This window comes from Kitasatospora sp. NPDC034023 (genome assembly GCF_055575795.1).
Map to the genome: position 1 here is coordinate 313,903 of NZ_JBVIRY010000006.1, position 20,521 is coordinate 334,423.

The 20,521-nt window shown below is 73.3% G+C and carries 24 protein-coding genes; 17 read left to right on the forward strand and 7 right to left on the reverse strand.

The window, feature by feature from the left end; genetic code table 11:
- Positions 1-25 precede the first annotated feature (25 nt).
- Both ACZ52R_RS12465 and ACZ52R_RS12470 read left to right on the forward strand, forming a co-directional pair.
- Positions 26-967, forward strand: a complete 942-nt coding sequence (locus ACZ52R_RS12465; RefSeq protein WP_465753436.1) for a Wzz/FepE/Etk N-terminal domain-containing protein — start codon at positions 26-28, stop codon at positions 965-967.
- Positions 964-2,124, forward strand: a complete 1,161-nt coding sequence (locus ACZ52R_RS12470; protein ID WP_465753437.1) for a GNAT family N-acetyltransferase — start codon at positions 964-966, stop codon at positions 2,122-2,124. Before ACZ52R_RS12465 ends, ACZ52R_RS12470 begins: the two co-directional genes overlap by 4 nt.
- Before the next feature lie 4 nt (positions 2,125-2,128).
- Here the strand turns inward: ACZ52R_RS12470 and ACZ52R_RS12475 are convergent, their stop codons facing one another.
- Entirely contained in the window at positions 2,129-3,349 is a 1,221-nt protein-coding gene (locus tag ACZ52R_RS12475; protein ID WP_465621123.1) for a glycoside hydrolase family 26 protein, read from the reverse strand.
- A gap of 366 nt (positions 3,350-3,715) precedes the next feature.
- Here ACZ52R_RS12475 and ACZ52R_RS12480 point away from each other — a divergent pair, with 366 nt between their 5' ends.
- From ACZ52R_RS12480 to ACZ52R_RS12520, 9 genes are all read left to right on the forward strand, one after another.
- Positions 3,716-4,801: a hypothetical protein gene (locus ACZ52R_RS12480; protein WP_465621125.1), complete on the forward strand. Its 1,086-nt coding sequence runs from the start codon at positions 3,716-3,718 to the stop codon at positions 4,799-4,801.
- A 204-nt stretch (positions 4,802-5,005) separates the two neighbouring features.
- Positions 5,006-6,604: an ABC-F family ATP-binding cassette domain-containing protein gene (locus tag ACZ52R_RS12485; RefSeq protein WP_360499645.1), complete on the forward strand. Its 1,599-nt coding sequence runs from the start codon at positions 5,006-5,008 to the stop codon at positions 6,602-6,604.
- 327 nt (positions 6,605-6,931) lie between these two features.
- A complete protein-coding gene (locus ACZ52R_RS12490) occupies positions 6,932-7,165 on the forward strand; it encodes a helix-turn-helix domain-containing protein (RefSeq protein WP_030059940.1) in 234 nt (77 codons plus the stop codon).
- 251 nt (positions 7,166-7,416) lie between these two features.
- On the forward strand, positions 7,417-8,223 hold the full coding sequence (locus ACZ52R_RS12495; RefSeq protein ID WP_465621127.1) for an enoyl-CoA hydratase/isomerase family protein: 807 nt from the start codon (positions 7,417-7,419) through the stop codon (positions 8,221-8,223).
- A gap of 202 nt (positions 8,224-8,425) precedes the next feature.
- Positions 8,426-8,938: an Asp23/Gls24 family envelope stress response protein gene (locus tag ACZ52R_RS12500; protein WP_360499648.1), complete on the forward strand. Its 513-nt coding sequence runs from the start codon at positions 8,426-8,428 to the stop codon at positions 8,936-8,938.
- Positions 8,939-9,011: 73 nt separating this feature from the next.
- The gene (locus tag ACZ52R_RS12505; protein WP_360499650.1) at positions 9,012-9,203 is read left to right on the forward strand and encodes a hypothetical protein; all 192 of its coding nucleotides are present in this window, start codon (positions 9,012-9,014) and stop codon (positions 9,201-9,203) included.
- Positions 9,203-9,550 (forward strand): hypothetical protein, encoded by a 348-nt coding sequence (locus ACZ52R_RS12510; protein WP_360499652.1) that lies wholly within the window; start codon positions 9,203-9,205, stop codon positions 9,548-9,550. The genes ACZ52R_RS12505 and ACZ52R_RS12510 overlap by 1 nt, the downstream gene beginning before the upstream one ends.
- Entirely contained in the window at positions 9,547-10,227 is a 681-nt protein-coding gene (locus tag ACZ52R_RS12515) for a DUF6286 domain-containing protein (protein ID WP_465621129.1), read from the forward strand. The genes ACZ52R_RS12510 and ACZ52R_RS12515 overlap by 4 nt, the downstream gene beginning before the upstream one ends.
- On the forward strand, positions 10,224-10,871 hold the full coding sequence (locus tag ACZ52R_RS12520; RefSeq protein ID WP_465753438.1) for an Asp23/Gls24 family envelope stress response protein: 648 nt from the start codon (positions 10,224-10,226) through the stop codon (positions 10,869-10,871). The genes ACZ52R_RS12515 and ACZ52R_RS12520 overlap by 4 nt, the downstream gene beginning before the upstream one ends.
- Positions 10,872-10,902: 31 nt before the next feature.
- Here ACZ52R_RS12520 and ACZ52R_RS12525 read toward each other — a convergent pair whose 3' ends face one another.
- Positions 10,903-11,664: an SDR family oxidoreductase gene (locus ACZ52R_RS12525; RefSeq protein WP_465753439.1), complete on the reverse strand. Its 762-nt coding sequence runs from the start codon at positions 11,662-11,664 to the stop codon at positions 10,903-10,905.
- Between the two features lie 123 nt (positions 11,665-11,787).
- Between ACZ52R_RS12525 and ACZ52R_RS12530 the strand changes: the two genes are divergently transcribed.
- Together ACZ52R_RS12530 and trxA are read left to right on the forward strand one after the other, a co-directional pair.
- Entirely contained in the window at positions 11,788-12,195 is a 408-nt protein-coding gene (locus tag ACZ52R_RS12530; RefSeq protein WP_360499660.1) for a MerR family transcriptional regulator, read from the forward strand.
- Between the two features lie 3 nt (positions 12,196-12,198).
- Positions 12,199-12,531, forward strand: a complete 333-nt coding sequence (trxA, locus tag ACZ52R_RS12535; protein ID WP_465621136.1) for a thioredoxin — start codon at positions 12,199-12,201, stop codon at positions 12,529-12,531.
- A 34-nt stretch (positions 12,532-12,565) separates the two neighbouring features.
- On the opposite strand, the gene ACZ52R_RS12540 is transcribed toward trxA, so the two are convergent.
- Together ACZ52R_RS12540 and ACZ52R_RS12545 are read right to left on the reverse strand one after the other, a co-directional pair.
- The gene (locus ACZ52R_RS12540) at positions 12,566-13,363 is read right to left on the reverse strand and encodes an SURF1 family cytochrome oxidase biogenesis protein (RefSeq protein WP_465753440.1); all 798 of its coding nucleotides are present in this window, start codon (positions 13,361-13,363) and stop codon (positions 12,566-12,568) included.
- 31 nt (positions 13,364-13,394) lie between these two features.
- Positions 13,395-14,378, reverse strand: a complete 984-nt coding sequence (locus tag ACZ52R_RS12545) for a DEDDh family exonuclease (RefSeq protein WP_465621138.1) — start codon at positions 14,376-14,378, stop codon at positions 13,395-13,397.
- A gap of 126 nt (positions 14,379-14,504) precedes the next feature.
- Here ACZ52R_RS12545 and ACZ52R_RS12550 point away from each other — a divergent pair, with 126 nt between their 5' ends.
- The 4 genes from ACZ52R_RS12550 (at position 14,505) to moaA (ending at position 18,846) form a co-directional block, all read left to right on the forward strand.
- The gene (locus ACZ52R_RS12550) at positions 14,505-15,548 is read left to right on the forward strand and encodes a zinc-dependent alcohol dehydrogenase family protein (RefSeq protein WP_360499668.1); all 1,044 of its coding nucleotides are present in this window, start codon (positions 14,505-14,507) and stop codon (positions 15,546-15,548) included.
- 260 nt (positions 15,549-15,808) lie between these two features.
- Positions 15,809-16,165: a DUF485 domain-containing protein gene (locus ACZ52R_RS12555; protein WP_360499670.1), complete on the forward strand. Its 357-nt coding sequence runs from the start codon at positions 15,809-15,811 to the stop codon at positions 16,163-16,165.
- The gene (locus ACZ52R_RS12560) at positions 16,162-17,781 is read left to right on the forward strand and encodes a solute symporter family protein (protein WP_360499672.1); all 1,620 of its coding nucleotides are present in this window, start codon (positions 16,162-16,164) and stop codon (positions 17,779-17,781) included. Before ACZ52R_RS12555 ends, ACZ52R_RS12560 begins: the two co-directional genes overlap by 4 nt.
- 75 nt (positions 17,782-17,856) lie before the next feature.
- A complete protein-coding gene (gene moaA, locus ACZ52R_RS12565) occupies positions 17,857-18,846 on the forward strand; it encodes a GTP 3',8-cyclase MoaA (protein ID WP_360499674.1) in 990 nt (329 codons plus the stop codon).
- Positions 18,847-18,866: 20 nt separating this feature from the next.
- Here the strand turns inward: moaA and ACZ52R_RS12570 are convergent, their stop codons facing one another.
- The 3 genes from ACZ52R_RS12570 to ACZ52R_RS12580 all read right to left on the reverse strand — a co-directional run bounded on the left by ACZ52R_RS12570 (position 18,867) and on the right by ACZ52R_RS12580 (position 20,494).
- On the reverse strand, positions 18,867-19,094 hold the full coding sequence (locus ACZ52R_RS12570; protein WP_465753441.1) for a hypothetical protein: 228 nt from the start codon (positions 19,092-19,094) through the stop codon (positions 18,867-18,869).
- Positions 19,095-19,369: 275 nt separating this feature from the next.
- On the reverse strand, positions 19,370-19,762 hold the full coding sequence (locus tag ACZ52R_RS12575) for a DUF3099 domain-containing protein (protein ID WP_360499678.1): 393 nt from the start codon (positions 19,760-19,762) through the stop codon (positions 19,370-19,372).
- Between the two features lie 183 nt (positions 19,763-19,945).
- The gene (locus ACZ52R_RS12580) at positions 19,946-20,494 is read right to left on the reverse strand and encodes an RNA 2'-phosphotransferase (protein ID WP_465621184.1); all 549 of its coding nucleotides are present in this window, start codon (positions 20,492-20,494) and stop codon (positions 19,946-19,948) included.
- Positions 20,495-20,521 lie beyond the last annotated feature (27 nt).

A 20,521-nucleotide genomic window follows, 5' to 3' on the forward strand; every position in this document is an offset into this window, starting at 1 on the left:
GTCCCATACCCAAGGAGCCACACCCATGACCACACCGCGCCGAAGCGCCCGCCGCCTGGTCCGCCGCTGGTGGCCGGTGGCGCTCGCGGTTCCGTTGGGCGCCGCGGCCGGCGCCGGGTACGCCGTCGTCTCGCACCCCTCGTACGCCGCCAACGCCTACGTCCTCGTGGTCCCGCAGAACCCCGGCGAGGCCGCGACCGCGACCAACTTCGCCCAGGCGTACGGGCGGCTGGCGGGCCAGCCGCAGGTGCTCGCGGTGGCGGCCGCCGAGACCGGCCACACCCGGGCCGAGCTGGAGTCCCTGGTGCACGGGACGACCTCCCCGGACGCCCCGATGATCGAGATCACCGGCACCGGGACGCGCGCCCAGGAGGCCGCCCGGACCGCCGACGCGGTGGCCCGCTCGCTGGTCGCCTTCGCCAACACCAGCAGCAAGGACACCAACGTCCGGCTGGTGACGCTGGCCCCGGCCGCCGCGCCGGACACGCCGACCACACCCTCCGCCAAGCTGGACGTCGCGGTCGGCGGCGCGGCCGGACTGCTGCTGGGCGCGCTGGCGATGACGACCCGCCGCCGGGGCGAGGCCGAGGCACCGCAGGCCGCCGAGGGCACCGGGACCCCGCAGACCCCTGCGGCCGCCGGACCGGCCGAGGCCCCGACGACGCCGCGCCCGCGCAGCGAGGACCAGCCTGCCAAGGCCGGGCCGGACACGAAGGCCCACGCCGTGAAGGGCAGCACCGTGAAGGGCAGCACCGCGAAGGGCAGCACCGCGAAGGCCGACGCCGTGAAGGCCGCCACCGCGAAGAGCGACGCCGTGAGGAGCGACACCCGGAAGGCTGACACCGCGAAGGCCGCCGCCGCCGAGGCCGAGCCCGAAGCGGCGGAGGAGCCCCCGGCCACGGAGAAGCCGACGGCGAAGGAGAAGTCGGCGGCCAAGGAGAAGAGCGCGGCCGGGAGCGGCCGATGAGCACCGAGACCCGCAGCGCAGGCCGGACGGCCCGGTCGGCGGCGTCGTCCTGGACCACCGAGCTGCGCTGCGAGGACGACGCCCTGGACACTCTCGCCGAGGAGTGGGACGACCTGGCCGCCCGCTGCCGGACCGCCACCTTCTTCCAGGCCGCCGCCTGGCAGCGCTCCTGGTGGCGCCACTACGGCCGCCCGGGCGGCCTGGTCGTGGTGCTGGTCCGCCGGGACGGCCTGCTGGTCGGCGCGGGCGCCTTCCGGCGTCGCGGCGGCCCCTTCGGCGGCCTGACCGGCCTGGGCGCCGGGCTGGCCGACTACACCGACGTCCTGCTCGACGACGAGTGCGCCGACCGGGCCGCCGCCGAGTTCGCCGCCGCGCTCCCGCTCACCCGACCGTGGCACTGGCTGGAGCTGCGCGAGGTCCACCCCGAGGCGGCGGTGCAGCGGGTGTACGCGCACTGGCGCGGCGACCGCCGCCGCTTCGAGGACTCGCTCTGCCAGTACCTGCCGGCCGTCCCGATGGAGCGGCTGCTCAAGCGGCTGCCCGGCAAGACCGCCCAGCGCAGCCGGGTGAAGCTGCGCAAGATCGCCGAGGCCGGGGTGCAGGTCCGTTCGACGCCGCCGGCCGAGGTGGCGGAGGCGCTGGAGGAGTTGCTGCGGCTGCACTTCCTGCAGTGGCAGGTACGCGGTGTGACCCCGGATCACCGCACCGAGCGGTTCGCCCGGCACCTGACCGAGTCCACCACCGGCCTGGTCGCCACCGGCAGGGCCGCCGTCCACCAGTTCCACCTGGACGGCCAGGTGGTCGCGGTGAACCTGCTGCTGCTCTGCCCCTCCTTCGGCGGGCTGTACCTCTACGGCGCGCACCCGATGCTGCGCGAGCGGCTGGACATCGCCGGGCTGCTGTTCGGCGCGGCACTGGACGAGACGGTCGGCGCGGGCATCCCGCTGCTCGGCCTGCTGCGCGGCCAGGAGCCGTACAAGCAGCGCTGGCGCCCGGACCGGCTGCCCAACCAGCGGCTGCTGCTGGGCCCGTCGGGGCCGGCGCCGGCGGCGCTCGTCCGGGCCGGGGCGGTGCGCGCCCGGCAGGCGGCGTCGCACCAGCTGCGCACCCGCTTCCCCAGGCTCAAGGAGGCGCTGCTGGCCCGCCGCCGCAGCTGACCGTTCAACGCCGGGTGGGCGTCGGACCGGCCGACGGGCTCGCGGCCGGGCCCGTCGGCGGCGTCGCGGTCGCGGTCGCGCTCGGCCGGACGGTCGCGGTCGGCAGCGCCGGAATGCTCGGCACCGCGGGTACGGTCGGCACCGCCGGAGCGGTGGGCGCCGGGGGCGCCGTCGGCACCACGGCCGGCGCCCCCTTCGACCCGGACATCAGCTGCTTGAACCGCGCCGCCGAGCGCGGGTTGCTGCCGCACTGGAAGAAGCCGTGCGGGCAGTAGTCGGTGACGGTCTGGTAAGCGGTGTCGTGGGTACGGATCCAGTCGACCATCCGCTGGACGAACTCGGGATTGTCGCCGTTGCGGAACAGCCCCCACTCCGGGTACGAGACGGGCTTGCCGCGCTTGGCGGCGAACTCCACCTGGTCCTGCAGGCCGTACGGCTCGCGCACGTAGTCGTCGAAGGTGCCCCCGGCGGGCTGGTCGTAGCTGTCCATGCCGATGATGTCGACCACGTCGTCGCCGGGGTAGCACTTGGTCCACGGGATGGCGTCCGGGCCCCGGTTCGGGGCGAAGTCGAAGCGGAACCGCTGCCCGGGCACCGAGCGCATCACTCCGACGATCCGCCGCCAGTAGGCCTTCCACGCGGACGGGTCGGGCTTGCAGCGGTGGGTGTAGGTGGTGCCGTTCATCTCCCAGCCGACGGTGAGCACGGTGTCCGCGCCACCCAGCGCGACCAGCCGTCGGGCGAGCTTGAGGAAGTGCGCGTCGTAGTCCCCGCGCGCGCCCTGGGCGAGCAGCTTCGCCACCTCGCCGTCCGGCACGTTCTCCTCGTTGGGCACCAGCATCGGCACACCGAGCACGAGCAGCCGGGACGGGTCGGCCAGCCGCCACTGCGACCACATGCCGAGCACCACCGGGTCACCGTCGATGTCGGCCCAGCCGTTGCCGGCCAGGTAGGTGTGGCCGACCTGCAGGTTCGCGTCGCCCAGCCACTGGGCGTACCGGCCGATCTGCGGGATGTAGTTGTCCCAGGAGCCGACGAAGGCGCCGAACGGCGGCTCGTGCTTCGGCCGCTGGGCGGGCGGGCGGGGGGCGGCGCCGCGCGGGTCGAAGGCGTCCGAGGAGAGGGCGCGCCGTTCGGTCTGGCTGAGCGGAGTCCCGGCCGGGACGCCGACCGTGGCCATCAGCAGCAGGGCGGCGGCGGCCAGCGTCAGGCGGCCGATTCGCATGGTCTCTCCTCCGACGTCGCGTGGGAGGGGCGCCCGGTCTCGGCGTGGACGGACCGTGGCGCCCCGCTCGCCGACAGTAGGGCCGCCGGAGGACAGAAAAGCCGAATGTCACCCTAAAGTGGGCGATATTCGAACGCCGTCTGCCGCAATGGCCGCCGACCGGCCGCCGTGTATCAGATCTGTAACGGTCCGACCGGGCCCCGCGGCCCGGCCCGCCCCGCCCCGCGGAGCGGCCGGGGAGCCGACGACGCAGGTGGGCGGGTGGGCGTGCGGGCGGGGCGCGCGCGGCCGGGCGCGCGGTTCGCGGTACGGGCGGGGCCCGGAACCGGGCTGACTCGCGTGCCCGGCGAAAGGTACGCTCCGGCCGTGTCCCGGAAGCCGCTGCGTGTACTGACCCCCCGCTCGATCCTGCCTGCCCTGGCGGTGATGCTGGTCCTTGCGGCCGGCGCGGCGGCCCACGCGAACAAGCCGGTGCCGTTCGGCGACCGGGTGGCGGGGCCGGGCGACGCGGAGGCGACGCCGGTGAACTCCGAGTCGCTCAGCGCGGCCGACCTGGACCTGCGGGTGGGCCCGGGCCTGGAGGCCTTCCACAAGCAGACCGGCGAGCAGGCCTGGTCCTACCGCCGCGAGGGCGCCGAGGCGCTCTACCTGGCGATGGCCGGGGACAACGCGATCGTGGTCTGGGACGACGGCATCGTCACCTCGGTGCGCCCGGGCGACCACGAGGTGCGCTGGCACCGCGCGGTGCCGGGCCTGGCGGACTGGCTGCGCGGCGACGGCGAGCCCGGCGCCGACAAGCGGACCGACGCCCAGCGCAAGCAGCTCGCCAAGCAGCGGGCCGCGGCCGCGCTGCACCCCGTCCAGCGGAACGGCTCGCCCTGGCTGGCCCTGATGACCCCGAACCTGACGATGGGTCTGCGCGACGCCGACGGTGACCTGCGCTACAACGACAAGCCGGCCAACGGCTGCGCCTTCGACCCGCTGCGCGCCGTGCACACCGACTACGCCGTACTCATCCCGCGCACCTGCACCAACAGCAGCGGGCAGGCCGTCTCGGGCGCCATCACCGGCTACCGGCTGGACAGCAACGGCTGGGCGATGAGCACCGGCCCGGCCGCGACGGTCAAGGTGCTGGACGCCAGCCGGGTGGAGATCACCGACGGCCCGGTCATGCCGCCCAAGGTCTTCGACACCAAGGCGGCCGCGCCCGAGACGGCCTGCGGCACCCTCGACGTACCCTTCGCCGCCGTCCGGCCGCAGGGCAACTGCGTCGACCCGTCGGCGGCCCCGGCCGCGGACGCCCCGGCGGCTCCCACGGCCCCGGTGGCCCCGGCCGCGACCGACGCCCCGGCCGCTCCGGACACTCCCGCCGCGACCGATGCCCCGGCCGCGACCGACACCCCGGGCCCCTCCGCTCCGGCGGGTGACCAGCCGGCCGCGCAGCAGCCGTAAGCCGGCGGGTACCCCGGGGCGGTAGTCCCCCCGGGGCGTTTCGTGCGGCCCGGTAGACTTGCCGTCATGGCTATCTCCTCCGGGCAATAGCGGGCGGCGGCGCCCAGTGTGCTGCGCCGACCGCCGATGAAAGCCCCTTTCCGCTCGCCCGGCCCCGGGTCCCCGCCCGGCCGCCCGCCCACGTCCCAGGAGTAGTTCCCAGCCATGATTTCCGCCAACGCCCTCGAGCTGCGCGCCGGTGCCCGGATCCTGATCGAGTCCGCGAGCTTCAAGGTCGCCCCGGGCGACCGGATCGGCCTGGTCGGGCGCAACGGCGCCGGCAAGACCACGCTCACCAAGGTGCTGGCCGGCGAGGGTATGCCCGCCGCCGGGACCGTCACCCGTTCGGGCGAGGTCGGCTACCTCCCGCAGGACCCGCGCACCGGCGACCTCGACGTCCTCGCCAAGGACCGCATCCTGTCCGCCCGCGGTCTCGACACCGTGCTGAAGAAGATGCGCGAGAACGAGGAGCGGATGGCGAACGGAAAGGGCGCCACCCGGGACAACGCGATGAAGAAGTACGCCCGGCTGGAGACCGAGTTCCTCACCAAGGGCGGGTACGCCGCCGAGGCCGAGGCCGCCACCATCGCCGCCGCGCTGGGCCTGCCGGACCGGATCCTGGCCCAGCCGCTGCACACCCTCTCCGGTGGTCAGCGCCGCCGCGTCGAGCTGGCCCGGATCCTCTTCTCGGACTCCGACGTGCTGCTGCTCGACGAGCCCACCAACCACCTGGACGCCGACTCGATCGTCTGGCTGCGGGACTTCCTGAAGACCTACAAGGGTGGCTTCATCGTCATCTCGCACGATGTCGACCTGGTCGAGACGGTCGTCAACAAGGTCTTCTACCTGGACGCCAACCGCTCCGCGATCGACGTCTACAACATGGGCTGGAAGCAGTACCAGCAGCAGCGCGAGGACGACGAGAAGCGCCGCAAGCGCGAGCGGGCGAACGCCGAGAAGAAGGCCGCGACCCTCAACGCGCAGGCCGACAAGATGCGCGCCAAGGCCACCAAGACGGTCGCCGCGCAGAACATGGCCCGCCGCGCCGACAAGCTGCTGTCCGGCCTGGAGCAGGTCCGGATGAACGACAAGGTCGCCAAGCTGCGCTTCCCCGACCCGGCCCCCTGCGGCAAGACGCCGCTGACCGCCAGCGGTCTGTCCAAGTCCTACGGCTCGCTGGAGATCTTCACCGACGTCGACCTGGCGATCGACCGGGGCTCCCGGGTCGTCGTGCTGGGCTTCAACGGCGCCGGCAAGACCACCCTGCTGCGGATGCTGGCCGGGGTGGAGCAGCCGGACACCGGCGAGGTGATCCCGGGCCACGGCCTGAAGATCGGCTACTACGCCCAGGAGCACGAGACCCTGGACCCGGACCGCACGGTGCTGGAGAACATGCGCTCCTCGGCGCCCGACACCGACCTGGTGCAGATCCGCAAGATCCTCGGCTCGTTCCTGTTCTCCGGCGACGACGTCGACAAGCCGGCCGGGGTGCTCTCCGGTGGTGAGAAGACCCGTCTGGCGCTGGCCAGCCTGGTGGTCTCCTCCGCCAACGTGCTGCTGCTCGACGAGCCCACCAACAACCTCGACCCGGCCAGCCGTGAGGAGATCCTGGGCGCGCTGCGCGAGTTCTCCGGCGCTGTCGTGCTGGTCACCCACGACGAGGGCGCGGTCGACGCGCTCCAGCCGGAGCGGATCATCCTGCTGCCGGACGGCGTGGAGGACCTCTGGAACCCGTCCTACGCCGATCTGGTCTCGCTGGCCTGACCGGAAGTAGACGCGGCATCCGCTTTTCGGACCAGAAAAACTAGTCCTTACGGCGTGTCCGGGAATGAAGTAGACCCGGATTCCGTTTAAGGACTTCCCGTCGGCCCGCCACTCGATCGTGGTCGGGCCGACGCTGCTGATCAGCCCTTTCACGGCGAATGGCGGTAACCGCCCGGGGGCGTGCACTCTGCGTGAGCGCCCTGATGCGCTCGGATCACCACCGCAGGACCACGCATTTCCGGCATCGACCTTGTCGAATGGGTGGCCAGGACGCGGTGGATGGGTGATCATGGGAATCTGACCGAGCAACGCTACGAGGAGGCACGGGTGGCCGAGACTCTGAAAAAGGGCAGCCGGGTGACCGGTGCCGCGCGTGAGAAGCTCGCGGCCGATCTCAAGAAGAAGTACGACTCCGGGGCGAGCATTCGCGCTCTCGCGGAGGAGACCGGTCGTTCGTACGGCTTCGTGCACCGGATGCTGAGCGAGTCCGGAGTGATCCTCCGGGGCCGCGGCGGTGCCACGCGGGGCAAGAACAAGGCGACTGCCGGGGCCGGTTCCTGACGGTTCGTCAGCTATTGGCTGGATGACGCGGCGGCAGGGCGCCGACTGAGGAGACGGCAGCTGACCGACAGCTGGACGTGTGCCCTCGGGTCGTGTGGACCGGCCGCCGATCGTCATGTCCGGGGCGCCGTCCGCCCCCGTCCTCCTTTCCTGCGGGCCCGGTCGATCTTTCCGGGCCGGGCCCCCTGCCCTCGCGCGTCCAGTTTTGTTACTCTCCGGTAGCCACATCCCCCGCCACCGGAGGTCCCCGCATGACCGCCCCCGCCACCGACCCGCAGGCCCCGAGCTGGGAGCGGGACGGCGTCCGCCTGGAGATCGAAGGCGAACTCGCCGTCGTCACCCTCTGTCAGCCCAAGCGGCGCAACGCGCAGTCGCCCGCCCTCTGGCGCGCGCTCACCGACGCCGGCCGTGACCTGCCCGGCAGCGTCCGGGTCGTCCTGCTGCGCGCCGAGGGCGTCTCCTTCTCGGCCGGGCTGGACCGGGCGATGTTCACCGCCGAGGGCATCCCGGGCGAGCCCAACTTCCTGCAGCTCGCCGCGGCCAGCGACAAGGAACTGGACGACACCATCGCCTCGTACCAGGAGGCCTTCACCTGGTGGCGCCGCCCCGACCTGATCTCCATCGCCGTCGTCCAGGGCCACGCCGTCGGAGCGGGCTTCCAGCTGGCCCTCGGCTGCGACCTGCGGGTGGTCGCGGAGGACGTCCAGTTCGCGATGAAGGAGACCGCACTCGGCCTCGTCCCGGACCTGGCCGGCACCAAGCCGCTCACCGAACTCGTCGGCTACGCCCGCGCGCTGGAGATCTGCGCGACCGGCCGCTGGGTCGGCGCCGAGGAGGCCGCCGCGATCGGGCTGGCCAACCTGGCCGTATCGGGCGCGGAACTGGACGCCGCCGCCCGTGACCTCGCGGCGGCCCTGCTGGCGGCTCCGCGCGGCGCGGTGATCGAGACCAAGGCCCTGCTGCAGGGCGCCGCCGGGCGCTCCTTCGAGGAGCAGCGCTCGGCCGAACGGGTGGCGCAGGCCCGTCGGCTGCGGGAGCTCGCCGGGATCGGCGACTGACCTCGCATCGTTCGACCGCCCGTCTCTGATCGAAGGCCTGCCCCCAAGGATGTCCGGGGCGGGCCTTCGGCGCTTCCCGGGTCCGTCGCGGGGTCCGTCGCGGGGTCGGGCGGGTTCCCTTCGGCGGGCGCGGAACGTGGCGAAATGCCAGAGTTGGGGAGGTTTGCGATATAGCTGGAGCCGTACGACGGGAGATATGCCCATGCCTGACACTCCGACGCCCGCGACCCTGCACAAGAACGCCGGCGGCGCCCCGACCCCCGGCCCGCCGCCGGGCGCCTCCGGCGGAGCGAAGCCGGTCGAGGAGCGCGGCCGTACGGCGCTGGCCGTCGGCGTGGTGGAGAAGATCGCCGGGATGGCCGCCCGGGAGGTCCCCGGGATCCACGCGCTGGGCTCCGGGCTCGCCCGTACGTTCGGTGCGATGCGGGACCGGGTGCCCGGCGGCAGGCCGAGCGTCGGGCGGGGCATCAAGGCCGAGGTCGGCGAGCGGCAGACCGCCATCGACATCGCCCTGGTGGTCGAGTACGGCGTCGTCATTCCCGAACTCGCCCGCCAGGTACGGGAGAACATCATCAACGCGGTCGAGCGGATGACCGGCCTCGAGGTCGTCGAGGTCAACATCGCGGTCAACGACGTCCACCTCCCGGACGAACCGGAGTACGAGGAGGAAGAGGAGCCGGCGTCGGCGCCGGGGCAGCGCCCCAAGCTCAAGTAGCGGGCACGGCCGAACGAGGCAGCGAAGCACGAGGCACGGCCGAACGAGGCAGCGCGGAACGAGGGAGTAGCGGATGAACCTGGCCATCGTCGGCCTGGTGGTGGGCATGGCCCTCGGCTTCGCCGGGTACTTCGGGGGGTTCGCGGCGTTCCTGCTGGTGGGTGCGCTCGGGCTGGTCGGCTTCGTGGTCGGGCGGCTGCTGGAGGGCGACATCGAGCTGGGCGAGCTCGGGGACCTGCTCCGCGGCCGCGACCGGCGCCGCTGATGGCGGCCTCTGCCTCCGGCCCGGTCCCGTTCTCGGGGCGGCGGGGGCGGCTGCGGGTCGCCGACCGGGTCTACGCCCGGATCGCGGCCCGGGCGGCCCGGGAGGTGCTGGCCGGCGCGTGGCCCGCCGGGCGGGTGAAGGGGGCGCCGCCGCGCGTCTCGGTGGCGGTGCCCGGGAGCACGGTGACGGTCCGGGTCGAGGTCGAGCTGCCCTTCCCTGCGGATGTGGCGGGGTTGGCCGTGGCGATGCGGGAGGCGATCGCCGCGCGGGTGGTGGGGCTGACCGGGACCAGCGTGTCGGACGTGGTGATCGTGGTCGAGAAGCTGGTGCCGGGGGGAACCTCATGAGCGACCTGAGGACCGAGGCCGTCGAGGGGTCGGCCGACGGGGTGGCCGACGGAGCGGGCTCGGGGAGGGTGCGAAGGCTGCGGGCGCCGCGGACGGTGGCTGCCGCGCTGGTGGCGACGGCCGTGCTGGTGGTCGCGGGGGCGCTGCTGTACGACGTGATCGCGGTCCGGGCCGGACAGCCGGCCCGCAGGTGGCGGGCGCAGATCGTGGACGAGCTGGCGACTCGGCACCTCGACGACCTGTGGGTGCTGGTGGGAGCCGGGGCGGCGGCGCTGCTGGGCGGGTGGCTGCTGTGGTTGGCGATCGCGCCCGGGCTGCGGCGGTGGCTGGTACTGCGGCCGTACGGGGGCACCTCTGCGGCCGTCGACCGGGCCGGGATCGGGCACCTGCTGGCGGACCGGGCGGCGGCATTGGCCGGGATCGACCACCTGCGGATCCGGGTCGGGCGGCGGGGGGTCCGGGTCTCGCTGGCCGGGCCGGCCGATCCGGCGTCGGTGCAGCGGCAGTTGCGGGAGGAGTTGGATCGGGTGGGGTTGGCGCGGCCGTTGCGCTTGGACGTGCGGACGGCGGGTGGGCGCCGGGCGGGTGGGGACGCGGGGAAGGGCCCGGAGTCGGACGGCGCTGCGGCGGAGGGCCCGGCGGCGGAGGCAGGGGCGGGACCGGGGGTGGCCGGATGAGGCGGGTGATCGTCAACCGGGTGCTGCTGGGCGCGGTGGGGGTGGTGCTGCTGGGTGTGGGGGTGCTGGTGCTGGCGGGCGGGCTCGACCTGTACCGGCGGTTGGGCGTGCATCCGCCGGAGTCGTGGCCGCTGACGTCACCGGACCAGCCGGTGGTGAGCGCGCGGACGCGCGGGCGGTGGGTGTCCTCGACGTGGTGGTGGCCGACGGTGATCGGCGGGCTGGCCGTGCTGCTGGTGGGCATGGCGTGGTGGCTGGTGGCGCAGCTGCGGCGCACCGGGCTGTCGAGCATCGCGGTGCCCACGCCGGGGGTGAGCGGGCTTCGACTGCGGGTCGGCGCACGGGCGTTGGAGGAGGCGCTGGAGACCGGGACGGCGGTGCTGCCCGAGGTCGAGCGGGCGGGGGTCCGGCTGGTCCGGGCGCCCGGACACCCGCGGTTGCGCGGGGCGGTGCGGTTGACGCCGGGAGGGGACCCGGCCGCGCTGGTGGAGCACTTCGAGGACGGGCCCCGGGCCGATGCGTGCCGCAGCCTCGGGCTGCCGGAGCTGCCCGCGGACCTGCGGATCCGGGTGTTGCAGGCCGCCCCCGCCGAGCCGCGGCACCGGCGGACTCGGCGGCGGCGGAGGCAGTCGAGGGTGGAGTGATCGAGGGTGGAGCAGGGGTCCTGGGGGTGGGTCAGAGGGTGCGGAGGGCGCCGCCGTCGACGGGGACCATCAGGCCGGTCAGGTAGGAGGCGGCGGGGGAGAGCAGGAAGGCCGCGACCTTGCCGAACTCCTCGGGGGTGCCGTAACGGCCGAGCGGGATACCCGCGCTGGCGGAGGCCCGGGCGGCCTCCGGGTCGGCGGCGAGGGAGTCCAGTTCGCGGACCCGGTCGGTGTCGATCCGGGCGGGGAGCAGGCCGACCACCCGGATGCCGCGGGGGCCGAGCTCGTCGGCGAGGGCCTTGGCGGCCATGGCGAGACCGGGACGCAGGCCGTTGGAGATGCCCAGGCCGGGGATCGGCTGGCGGACCGAACTGGAGAGCACGAAGCCGATCACACCGCCGTCGGAGAGGGTGGCGGCGGCCGCGCGGGCGAGGCGGAGGGCGCCGAGGAAGACGGATTCGAAGGCGTCGCGCCAGGCCTCCTCGGGGGTCGTCTCGACCGGGCCGGCCTGCGGGCCGCCGACGCTGATCAGGATGCCGTCGAGGCGGCCGAAGTGCTGCCGGGCCTCGGCGAGGAGGCGCTCGGGGGTGTCGGGGGAGGCGTTGTCGGCGACCAGGCCCCGGGCGGTGCCGAGGGCGCCGAGTTCGGCCACGGCCCGGTCGACGGCTTGCCGGGTGCGGCCGCTGACGAGGACGTGGGCGCCGTCGGCGGCGAGCTCGCGGGCGGCGGCGAGGCCGAGGCCCCGGGTGGCGCCGGTGACGATGTAGGCCTTGTCTTTCAGTCCGAGATCCATGAGGGACATAGTGCCGGGTGGGGTCGCGGGCCGGAGAAGGGGATGGTCGTTCCGGGGGCTGGCGTTGACGTCCGGGGGAACGTTTACGGTCGTTGCCGGAAGTGCGGGAGGAGCGGGTTCAGCATGCGGATCGGGGAGTTGGCGGAGCGGGCGGGGACGACCACGCGGGCGTTGCGGTACTACGAGCAGTTGGGGTTGTTGCCGGCCCGGCGGGCGGGCAACGGGTACCGGGCGTACGACGAGGGGGACCTGCGGCTGCTGCGGGAGATCCGGATGCTGCAGGACTTCGGGTTCGGGCTGGAGGAGACCCGGCCGTTCGTGGAGTGTCTGCGGGCGGGGCACCCCGAGGGGGACTCGTGTCCGGCCTCGCTGGAGGTGTACGAGCGCAAGCTCGCCGAGTTGGACGACTGCCTCGCGCGACTGCAGGACGTGCGGGCGCGGGTGGCCGGTCAGTTCGAGCGGGCGGTGCGGGCGCGGGACGACCTCGCGGCTTCCGAGCAACCACCACTGTGTGAACTGGCGAAGGAGTAGGCGATGGTGCAGATCGCGGGTGTGCCGGCGGTGACGGACGAGACGTTCGCCGCGGAGGTGTTGGCGGCCGAGGGGCCGGTGCTGGTGGACTTCACGGCGGACTGGTGCCCGCCGTGCCGGATGATGGCGCCGGTGCTGGCGGACGTCGCGCGGGAGGAAGGGCACCGGCTGCGGGTGGTGAGCGTCGACGTGGACCACAATCCGCGGACCCAGGCGGCGTACGGCGTGCTGTCGATGCCGACATTGATGGTGTTCCGGGGCGGGCAGCCGGTGCGGTCGGTGGTGGGGGCGCGGGCGAAGGCCCGGCTGCTCCGGGAGCTGGAGGACGTGCTGTAGGCCGTGGGCCAGGCGATGTGCTGGAGCCCGTGGGCTAGGCCGGGACGGGTTCGGTGACGGTCTCGGGTTCGGTGGCCTGCTTGGCGCGGTCCTTGGCCTCGCGGCGGGCGAGGATCCAGACGCCGACCGGGATCATCGCCGTGAACAGCCACCACTGGATGGCGTAGGCCATGTGCGGGCCGATGTCGGAGTGGTTGGGCTCGGGGATCAGCTCGGGCTGGTCGGCCGGGGCCGGGGTGGTGGCGGCGAGTTCGAGGTAGCCGCCGAGGAGGGCGGTGCCGCTCTCCTTGGCCTGCTCGTCCGTGTTGATCAGGTTGAACTGGCGGTCGGGCAGGCCGGCGCGGTCCTTGATGCCGCTGGCGCCGTAGGTCTCCTCGGCGCGCAGACGGCCGGTGAGGGTGACCTCGCCGGTCGGGGCGGCCGGGACGGGCGGGTACTGGGTGGCGCCGTCGCCGGAGGCGACCCAGCCGCGGTTGACCAGGACGGTGCCCTTGCCGTCGGAGAGTTTCAGCGGGGTCACGACGAAGTAGCCGATGCTCCCGTTGGAGTCGGTCCGCTTGCGGACCACGAACTCGTGCGCCACGTCGTACCGGCCGGTGGCGGTCACCGCGCGCCAGGTCAGGTCCCTGGGGACCGCGAACCCGGCGGTCGGCGACAGGGTGTCGAAGGGCACCGGGGCGGCCGTGAGGGCCTTGCCGATCAGCTCGTTCCGGGCCACCCGCGCCTCGTGGCGGTGCAGCTGCCAGAAGCCCAGCTTGATCGTCGCGGGGATCAGCAGCAGAGCGATCAGCATGGTGATCAGCCACTGGCGGGTCAGCAGAAAACGGTACACATGGGAACGGTACGCCGACCTCACAACGGGCTCACGTACCGGGGTGCGGGGCGACCTCGCGCAGCAGCTGGAGGAAGGCGTCCTCGGTGACCACCGGGGTGCCGACCTCGCGGGCCTTGCGGGCCTTGCCGCTCCAGCTGTCCGGCTCGTTGGTGACGAGCAGGCTGGTGAGGCGGCTCACCGAGCCGGCGATGTGCAGGCCGGCCTCGACGGCGCGGTCCTCGAGGAGTTCGCGGTCGGTCGAGGTGTCGCCGGTGAAGGCCACCCGCATGCCCTGGACCAGCGGCTTTCCGTCCAGCCAGCGCCCGGGGTTGGGGTACGGGCAGGGCGGGCGCTTCTTGGCCTGGCGGTAGCTCGCGCCGGTCCAGGAGGCGCGGCCGGGGGCGGCGGGCTCGTCCTCGCCGAGGTCGGTGACGGCGACGCAGTTCTGCAGCGGCAGCGGGACGCCGCCGAGGCGGGCGAGGTGCAGGCTGGGGCGGAAGGCCTCGGCGAGCACCCGGGCGTCGTCCAGGGCGTTGTGGGCGTGGCGCTGCTGGACGCCGAAGTGGGCGGCGAGCGAGGACAGCTTGCCGTTGGGCAGCGGCAGACGCAGGTCGCGGGAGAGGACCATGGTGCACAGCCGCTGCTCGACCGGGGCGCGCAGGCCGGCCCGGGAGAACTCGCGGGAGATCATGTTCCAGTCGAAGAGCGCGTTGTGCGCGACCAGGACCCGGCCGCGCAGCCGGTCGGCGAGCTCGTCGGCGACCTGCGGGAAGGTCGGGGCGGCGGAGAGCAGCTCGGTGGTCAGGCCGTGGATCCAGACCGGTCCCGGGTCCCGCTCGGGGTTGACCAGGGTGTACCAGTGGTCGGTGACCTCGCCGTCCGGGTCCAGCTGGTAGACGCCCGCCGAGATGACGCGGTCCGAGCGGCCGAGGCCGGTGGTCTCGACGTCGACGACCGCGAAGCCCTCGTCGGGGGCGGCGGAGCGCTGGGCGGGGACCGGGGCGGTCCTCGGCGCGGGCTGGATCGGTTGCATGGTCCAACAGGATAAGGGGCGCCGCGGAGGGGCCTGGCCGGAATGTTCCGACCGACCGGCCGGAATAGAGTGGTCGGCGGGGGTGTCGTACACCTGGTCGAGATCGTTTCAGCGAAGGAACAGCGCATGCGTGCCACCGTGATTCACGGCCCCAACGACATCCGGATCGAAGACGTACCGGACCCGGTGATCCAGCATCCGACGGACGTGGTGCTCCGCGTGGTGAACGCCTGCATCTGCGGCAGCGACCTGTGGGCCTATCGCGGCGTGGCCCAGCGGGTGGCCGGACAGCGGATCGGGCACGAGTTCCTGGGCGTGGTCGAGGAGGCCGGCGCCGAGGTGCGCGGCTTCGCCAAGGGCGATCTGGTGGTGGCGCCGTTCGTCTGGTCGGACGGGACGTGTGATTTCTGTCGCGAAGGCCTGCAGACCTCCTGCCCGCACGGCGGGTTCTGGGGGCAGGTCGGCTCGGACGGCGGCCAGGGCGAGGCGGTGCGGGTGCCGTTCGCGGACGGGACGCTGGTGAAGCTGCCGAAGGAGGCGGCGGGCGACGAGAAGCTGCTGCCCGGGCTGCTGGCGCTGTCGGACGTGATGGCGACCGGGCACCACGCGGCGGTCTCGGCGCGGGTGCGGCCCGGGGCGACGGTCGCGGTGGTCGGCGACGGCGCGGTGGGCCTGTGCGGCGTCCTGGCGGCGCACCGGCTGGGCGCGGGCCGGATCATCGCGCTGGGCCGGCACACCGCCCGGACCGAGCTGGCCCGGCGCTTCGGGGCGACGGACGTGGTGGCCGAGCGCGGGGACGCCGCCGTCGAGGCGGTCAAGGAGCTGACCGGCGGCCAGGGCGCGCACGCGGTGCTGGAGGCGGTCGGCACCGAGGAGTCGATGCGGACGGCCATCTCGATCACCCGGGACGGCGGCGCGGTCGGGTACGTCGGCGTGCCGCACGGCGGCAGCGCGGGCGTGGACATCGGTCAGATGTTCGGCCGAAACGTTTCGCTGAACGGTGGCGTCGCGCCGGCCCGCGCGTACATCCCCGAGCTGCTGCCGGACGTGCTCTCCGGGGCCATCGAACCGGGCCTGGTCTTCGACCGCACGGTCGGCCTGGACGGCGTGCCGGACGGCTACCGGGCGATGGACGACCGCTCGGCGCTGAAGGTCCGGATCGCCTTCTGACGCATCGTCAAGAGGGGCGGCACCGTTGGTCGGTGCCGCCCCTCTTCGCATGGGGCGGGGGTGGTCCGAAGTGACGCGGGTGGTGGTTTTCGGCCATTCGGATGGCGCGAGGGGGTGAACGACCGGCTGATCGCGGTCAACCCCTTTCGGGGCGGGCACGACGCTCCTAGCATTGCGCGGCGCGCCCGCGACATGTGACGCCCCTCACGCTCGATCGTTCCCCCCGTGTGACAGCTACGCCGAAGGAGTGAGGAGAAAGAGTGGATTCGCCGCCGATCACCACTTCCACCACGGAAGTCCAACTCATCGACGACAGCGAGGAGTTCCGTACCCTGCGGCGCTCGTTCCGGAGCTTCGCCTTCCCGGTCACCATCGGCTTCGTGCTCTGGTACCTGCTCTACGTCCTGCTCTCCTGCTACGCCCCCGGCCTGATGCGCGCCAAGGTCGCCGGGCACGTCAACGTGGCCCTGGTACTCGGGCTGCTGCAGTTCGCCACCACCTTCGCGATCGCCGCCTGGTACGCCCGCTACGCGGACCGGCGGATCGACCCGGCCGCCACCGCGATCCGCGAGGCGCACGGCGCCGTCCTCCATGCCCCCCGGGAGTCCGCCGAATGACATTGCTCGCCAGCTCCGCCACCGAGCACCGCGGCCTGACGATGACCCTGTTCGGGGCCTTCGTGCTGGCCACCCTGGTCATCACCGTCTGGGCCGGGCGGCAGAACCGCAGCGCCGCCGACTTCTACGCCGGCGGCCGTGGCTTCACCGGCTTCCAGAACGGCCTGGCCATCTCCGGCGACTACATGTCCGCGGCCTCCTTCCTCGGCATCGCCGGGCTGATCGCGCTCAACGGCTACGACGGCTTCCTGTACTCGATCGGCTTCCTGGTCGCCTGGCTGGTCGCGCTGCTGCTGATCGCCGAGCCGCTGCGCAACTCCGGCCGGTTCACCATGGCGGACGTCCTCGCGTTCCGGATGCGCCAGCGCCCGGTGCGCACCGCGGCCGGCGTGTCCACCATCGTGGTGTCGATCTTCTACCTGCTCGCCCAGATGGTCGGCGCCGGGGCGCTGGTGGCCCTGCTGCTGGGGGTCACCGGGGAGGGCGCCAAGCGGTGGACCATCCTCGCGGTGGGCGCGCTGATGATCATCTACGTAGTGATAGGGGGCATGAAGGGCACCACCTGGGTGCAGATCGTCAAGGCGGTGCTCCTGATCGCCGGCGCCGCGCTGATGACCGTCCTGGTGCTCGCCAAGTACCACTTCAACCCCTCGGAACTGCTCGGCGCGGCCGCCTCCGCGAGCGGCAAGGGCTCGGCCTTCCTCGAACCCGGGCTGAAGTACGGGGCCACCAACACCTCCAAGCTCGACTTCATCAGCCTCGGGATCGCGCTGGTGCTCGGCACCGCCGGCCTGCCGCACATCCTGGTCCGCTTCTACACCGTCCCCACCGCCAAGGCGGCCCGGAAGTCGGTGCTCTGGGCGATCGGCATCATCGGCGTCTTCTACCTGATGACCCTGGCACTCGGCTTCGGCGCGGCGGCGCTGGTCGGCCGCAGCGGCATGGTGGCCGTCGAGGGCAAGACGCCGTCCGGGAACACCGCGGCGCCACTGCTCGCCGAGCAGCTCGGCGGCGGGGCCGGCACCACCGGCGGGGCGATCATGCTCGCGGTGATCTCGGCGGTCGCCTTCGCCACCATCCTCGCCGTGGTGGCCGGGCTCACCCTCGCCTCCTCGGCCTCCTTCGCGCACGACCTGTACGCCAACGTGATCCGGCGCGGCAAGGCGAGCGAGAAGGAGGAGGTGCGGTCGGCGAAGTGGGCGGCCGTGGCGATCGGCGCGGTCGCCATCGTGCTCAGCCTCTACGCGGGCAAGCTCAGCACCGCCGCCCTGGTGGCGCTCGCCTTCGCGGTGGCCGCCTCGGCGAACCTGCCGACTCTGCTCTACTCGCTGTTCTGGAAACGCTTCACCACTGTCGGCGCGGTCAGCTCGGTCTACGCCGGTCTGATCTCCTCGGTCGTGCTGGTGATCTTCTCCCCGGTGCTGTCCGGTGCCAAGAACTCCCTCTTCCAGGGCGTCGACTTCCACTGGTTCCCACTGGAGAACCCCGGCCTGGTCTCCATCCCGATCGGCTTCCTGGCGGGCTGGCTCGGCACCCTGCTGTCCAGGGAACGTCCCGACCCGGCGAAGTACGCTGAACTGGAGGTCCGCTCGCTGACCGGACTGGGCGCCCATTGATCATCCCGTGATGACTATGCTGGCCCGGCCCGCCGTGACGGTGGCCGGGCCGGCCGCATTTCGGGAAGGACGCACGTGCTGCTCGACACCTTCGGACGACAGGCCGTCGACCTGAGGGTCTCCCTCACGGACCGGTGCAACCTGCGTTGCACCTACTGCATGCCGGAGGAAGGCCTGCAGTGGCTGGCCAAACCGGACCTGCTGACCGACGAGGAGATCGTCCGGCTGGTCACGGTCGCCGTGCGGGACCTGGGCGTCCGCGAGGTCCGCTTCACCGGCGGCGAACCGCTGCTGCGCCCCGGGCTGGTCGCCGTCGTGGCCGCCTGCGCGGAGCTGGAACCGCGCCCCGAGCTCTCGCTGACCACCAACGGCATCGGGCTGGCCCGCACCGCGACCGCGCTGCGCGAGGCCGGCCTCGACCGGGTCAACGTCTCACTGGACACCCTCGACCCCGAGGTCTTCCACACCCTCACCCGCCGCCGGCGCCACCAGGACGTGCTGGACGGGCTGGCCGCCGCCGAGGCCGCCGGGCTGGCGCCGGTGAAGCTGAACGCGGTGCTGATGCGCGGCGTCAACGACCACGAAGCGGCCGACCTGCTGGCCTGGTGCCTGGAACGGGACTACGAGCTGCGCTTCATCGAGCAGATGCCGCTGGACGCCCAGCACGGCTGGGACCGCACCTCGATGGTCACCGCGGAGGAGATCCTCGAACTGCTCCGCGCCCGCTTCGCGCTCACCCCGGAGCCGTCCGCCCGCCGGGGCGCGGCGCCCGCCGAGCGCTGGCTGGTGGACGGCGGCCCGGGCCGGGTGGGCGTGATCGCCTCGGTCACCCGCCCGTTCTGCCGCGCCTGCGACCGTACCCGGCTGACCGCCGACGGCCAGGTGCGCAACTGCCTGTTCGCGACGGGCGAGACCGACCTGCGCACCGCGCTGCGCTCGGGCGCGGACGACGCCGAGCTGGCCGAGCTGTGGCGGGCGGCGATGTGGGGCAAGAAGGCCGGGGCCGGGATCGACGACCCGGAGTTCCACCAGCCCGAGCGGCCGATGTCCGCGATCGGCGGCTAGAGCGGGGCAGGGCTCGGCGGTCAGGAAGCGGTGCCGGGCCCGGGGGTCCAGTCGGCGAAGGCGACGACCTCCTTGAGGAAGCCGCGCACGCCGAGGAACTGGGACAGGTGCTCGCGGTGCTCGCCGCAGGCGAGCCAGGTCTTGCGGCGGTCCGGGGTGTGCAGCTTGGGGTTGTTCCACACCAGCACCCAGCCGGCGTCCGCCCGGCAGCCCTTGGCGGAGCAGATCGGCGTCTGCGGGGTGTCCATCGGGCCGTCCTCAGCGATAGGCGGGAAGTCTGCACCGCCAGTCTGTCACGCCCGGTAGGCACGCCCGTCGGGGCGACCGGGTGCGGGCATGGCGACGCCGGGCAGCCACGGGGGGAGCTGCCCGGCGTCGGTCCGTCGCTCCGACGGGGGATGCGGAGCGCGTACGCAGTATGTCACGCCAGGACCCTCGGTTGGGGAGGTCTTGCATGATTAATCTGAGCTTCTTTTGAGCTTTCGCCTAGCCGCTTGAGGATGAAGCGGGGTGAAACGGACGGTCAGTTCACGTCCTGTGAAGGATCGGTGGCAGCGGCCTTTGCCTCTCCTGTACCGGCAGCCCCACCTGCCCCACCCGCCCCACCCTTCCCGCCGGGTCCCAGCATCAGCGGGGTCTCCGACGGGAACTCGAAGGCGCTCGGCAGACCCGGGGCCCGCTCCCGGCCCGCGTTGGCGACCAGCACGGCGAAGTACGGCAGCAGCACGCCGCCCGCGAGCGCCCCGAACGCCAGCCAGCGCTGGACGTCCCACAGCACCACCGCGAGCAGCACGCAGAGCGTGCGGACCAGCATCGAGATGACGTAGCGGCGCTGGCGTCCCCGGACGTCCTCGGTGAGGCTGCTGCGCGCCCCCGTGATCCGGAAGACCTGCCCGCCGTCGGCGCTCTTGCCCATGTGTCCTACCGCCCTCGTCACGCACTCGCGCGCCTGGCCGGCGCGGCCTCCTCACGGTACGCCCGGGAGGTCGCGGCGACGAGGCCGGGTGGGGCGGACCCACCCGGTCGGGTACCCGAAGGGCCTGTCCGGCGGACAGGCCCTTCGGGTGTGGCGGGCTGTGTGCCGGGCCGCGGGTGCAGGCTACGAGCGCCGGGAGAGGTACTGCGGGGGTACGGCGTCGGTGAGCCAGACGCCGTTCTCGCTGAGCCGGAACTCGTGGCCGGCCGCCGTCATCGCGGCCGCGTTCACCGTCAGCACCACCGGGCGGCCGTGCCGGGCGCCGACCCTGGTCGCCGTCTCGGTGTCGGCCGAGAGGTGGACGTCCTGGCGGGTCATCGGGCGCAGGCCCTCGCGGAAGATCGCCGCGAGGTGCCGGTCGGCGGTGCCGTGGTAGAGCACGTGGGGCGGCACGGCGGCGGCCAGACCGAGGTCGACCGCCACCGTGTGGCCCTGGTTCGCGCGGATCGAGAGACCGTCCGGCGAGTAGCCGAAGCGGCGCTTGTTGTTGGTGGCCACCAGGTGGTCCAGTTCGGCCCGGGTGAGCGGCCTGCCCTTGGCCGCGAGCGCGGCGAGCAGTTCGTCGACCCGGACCCAGCCGGACCCGTCCAGCGTGACCCCCACCAGCCCGGGCTCGTGCCGCAGGATGCGCGACAGCATCCTGCTCGACCTGACCAGCCGTTTCTCGTCCATCATGTCTCTCGTATCCCCCCGTTGGCC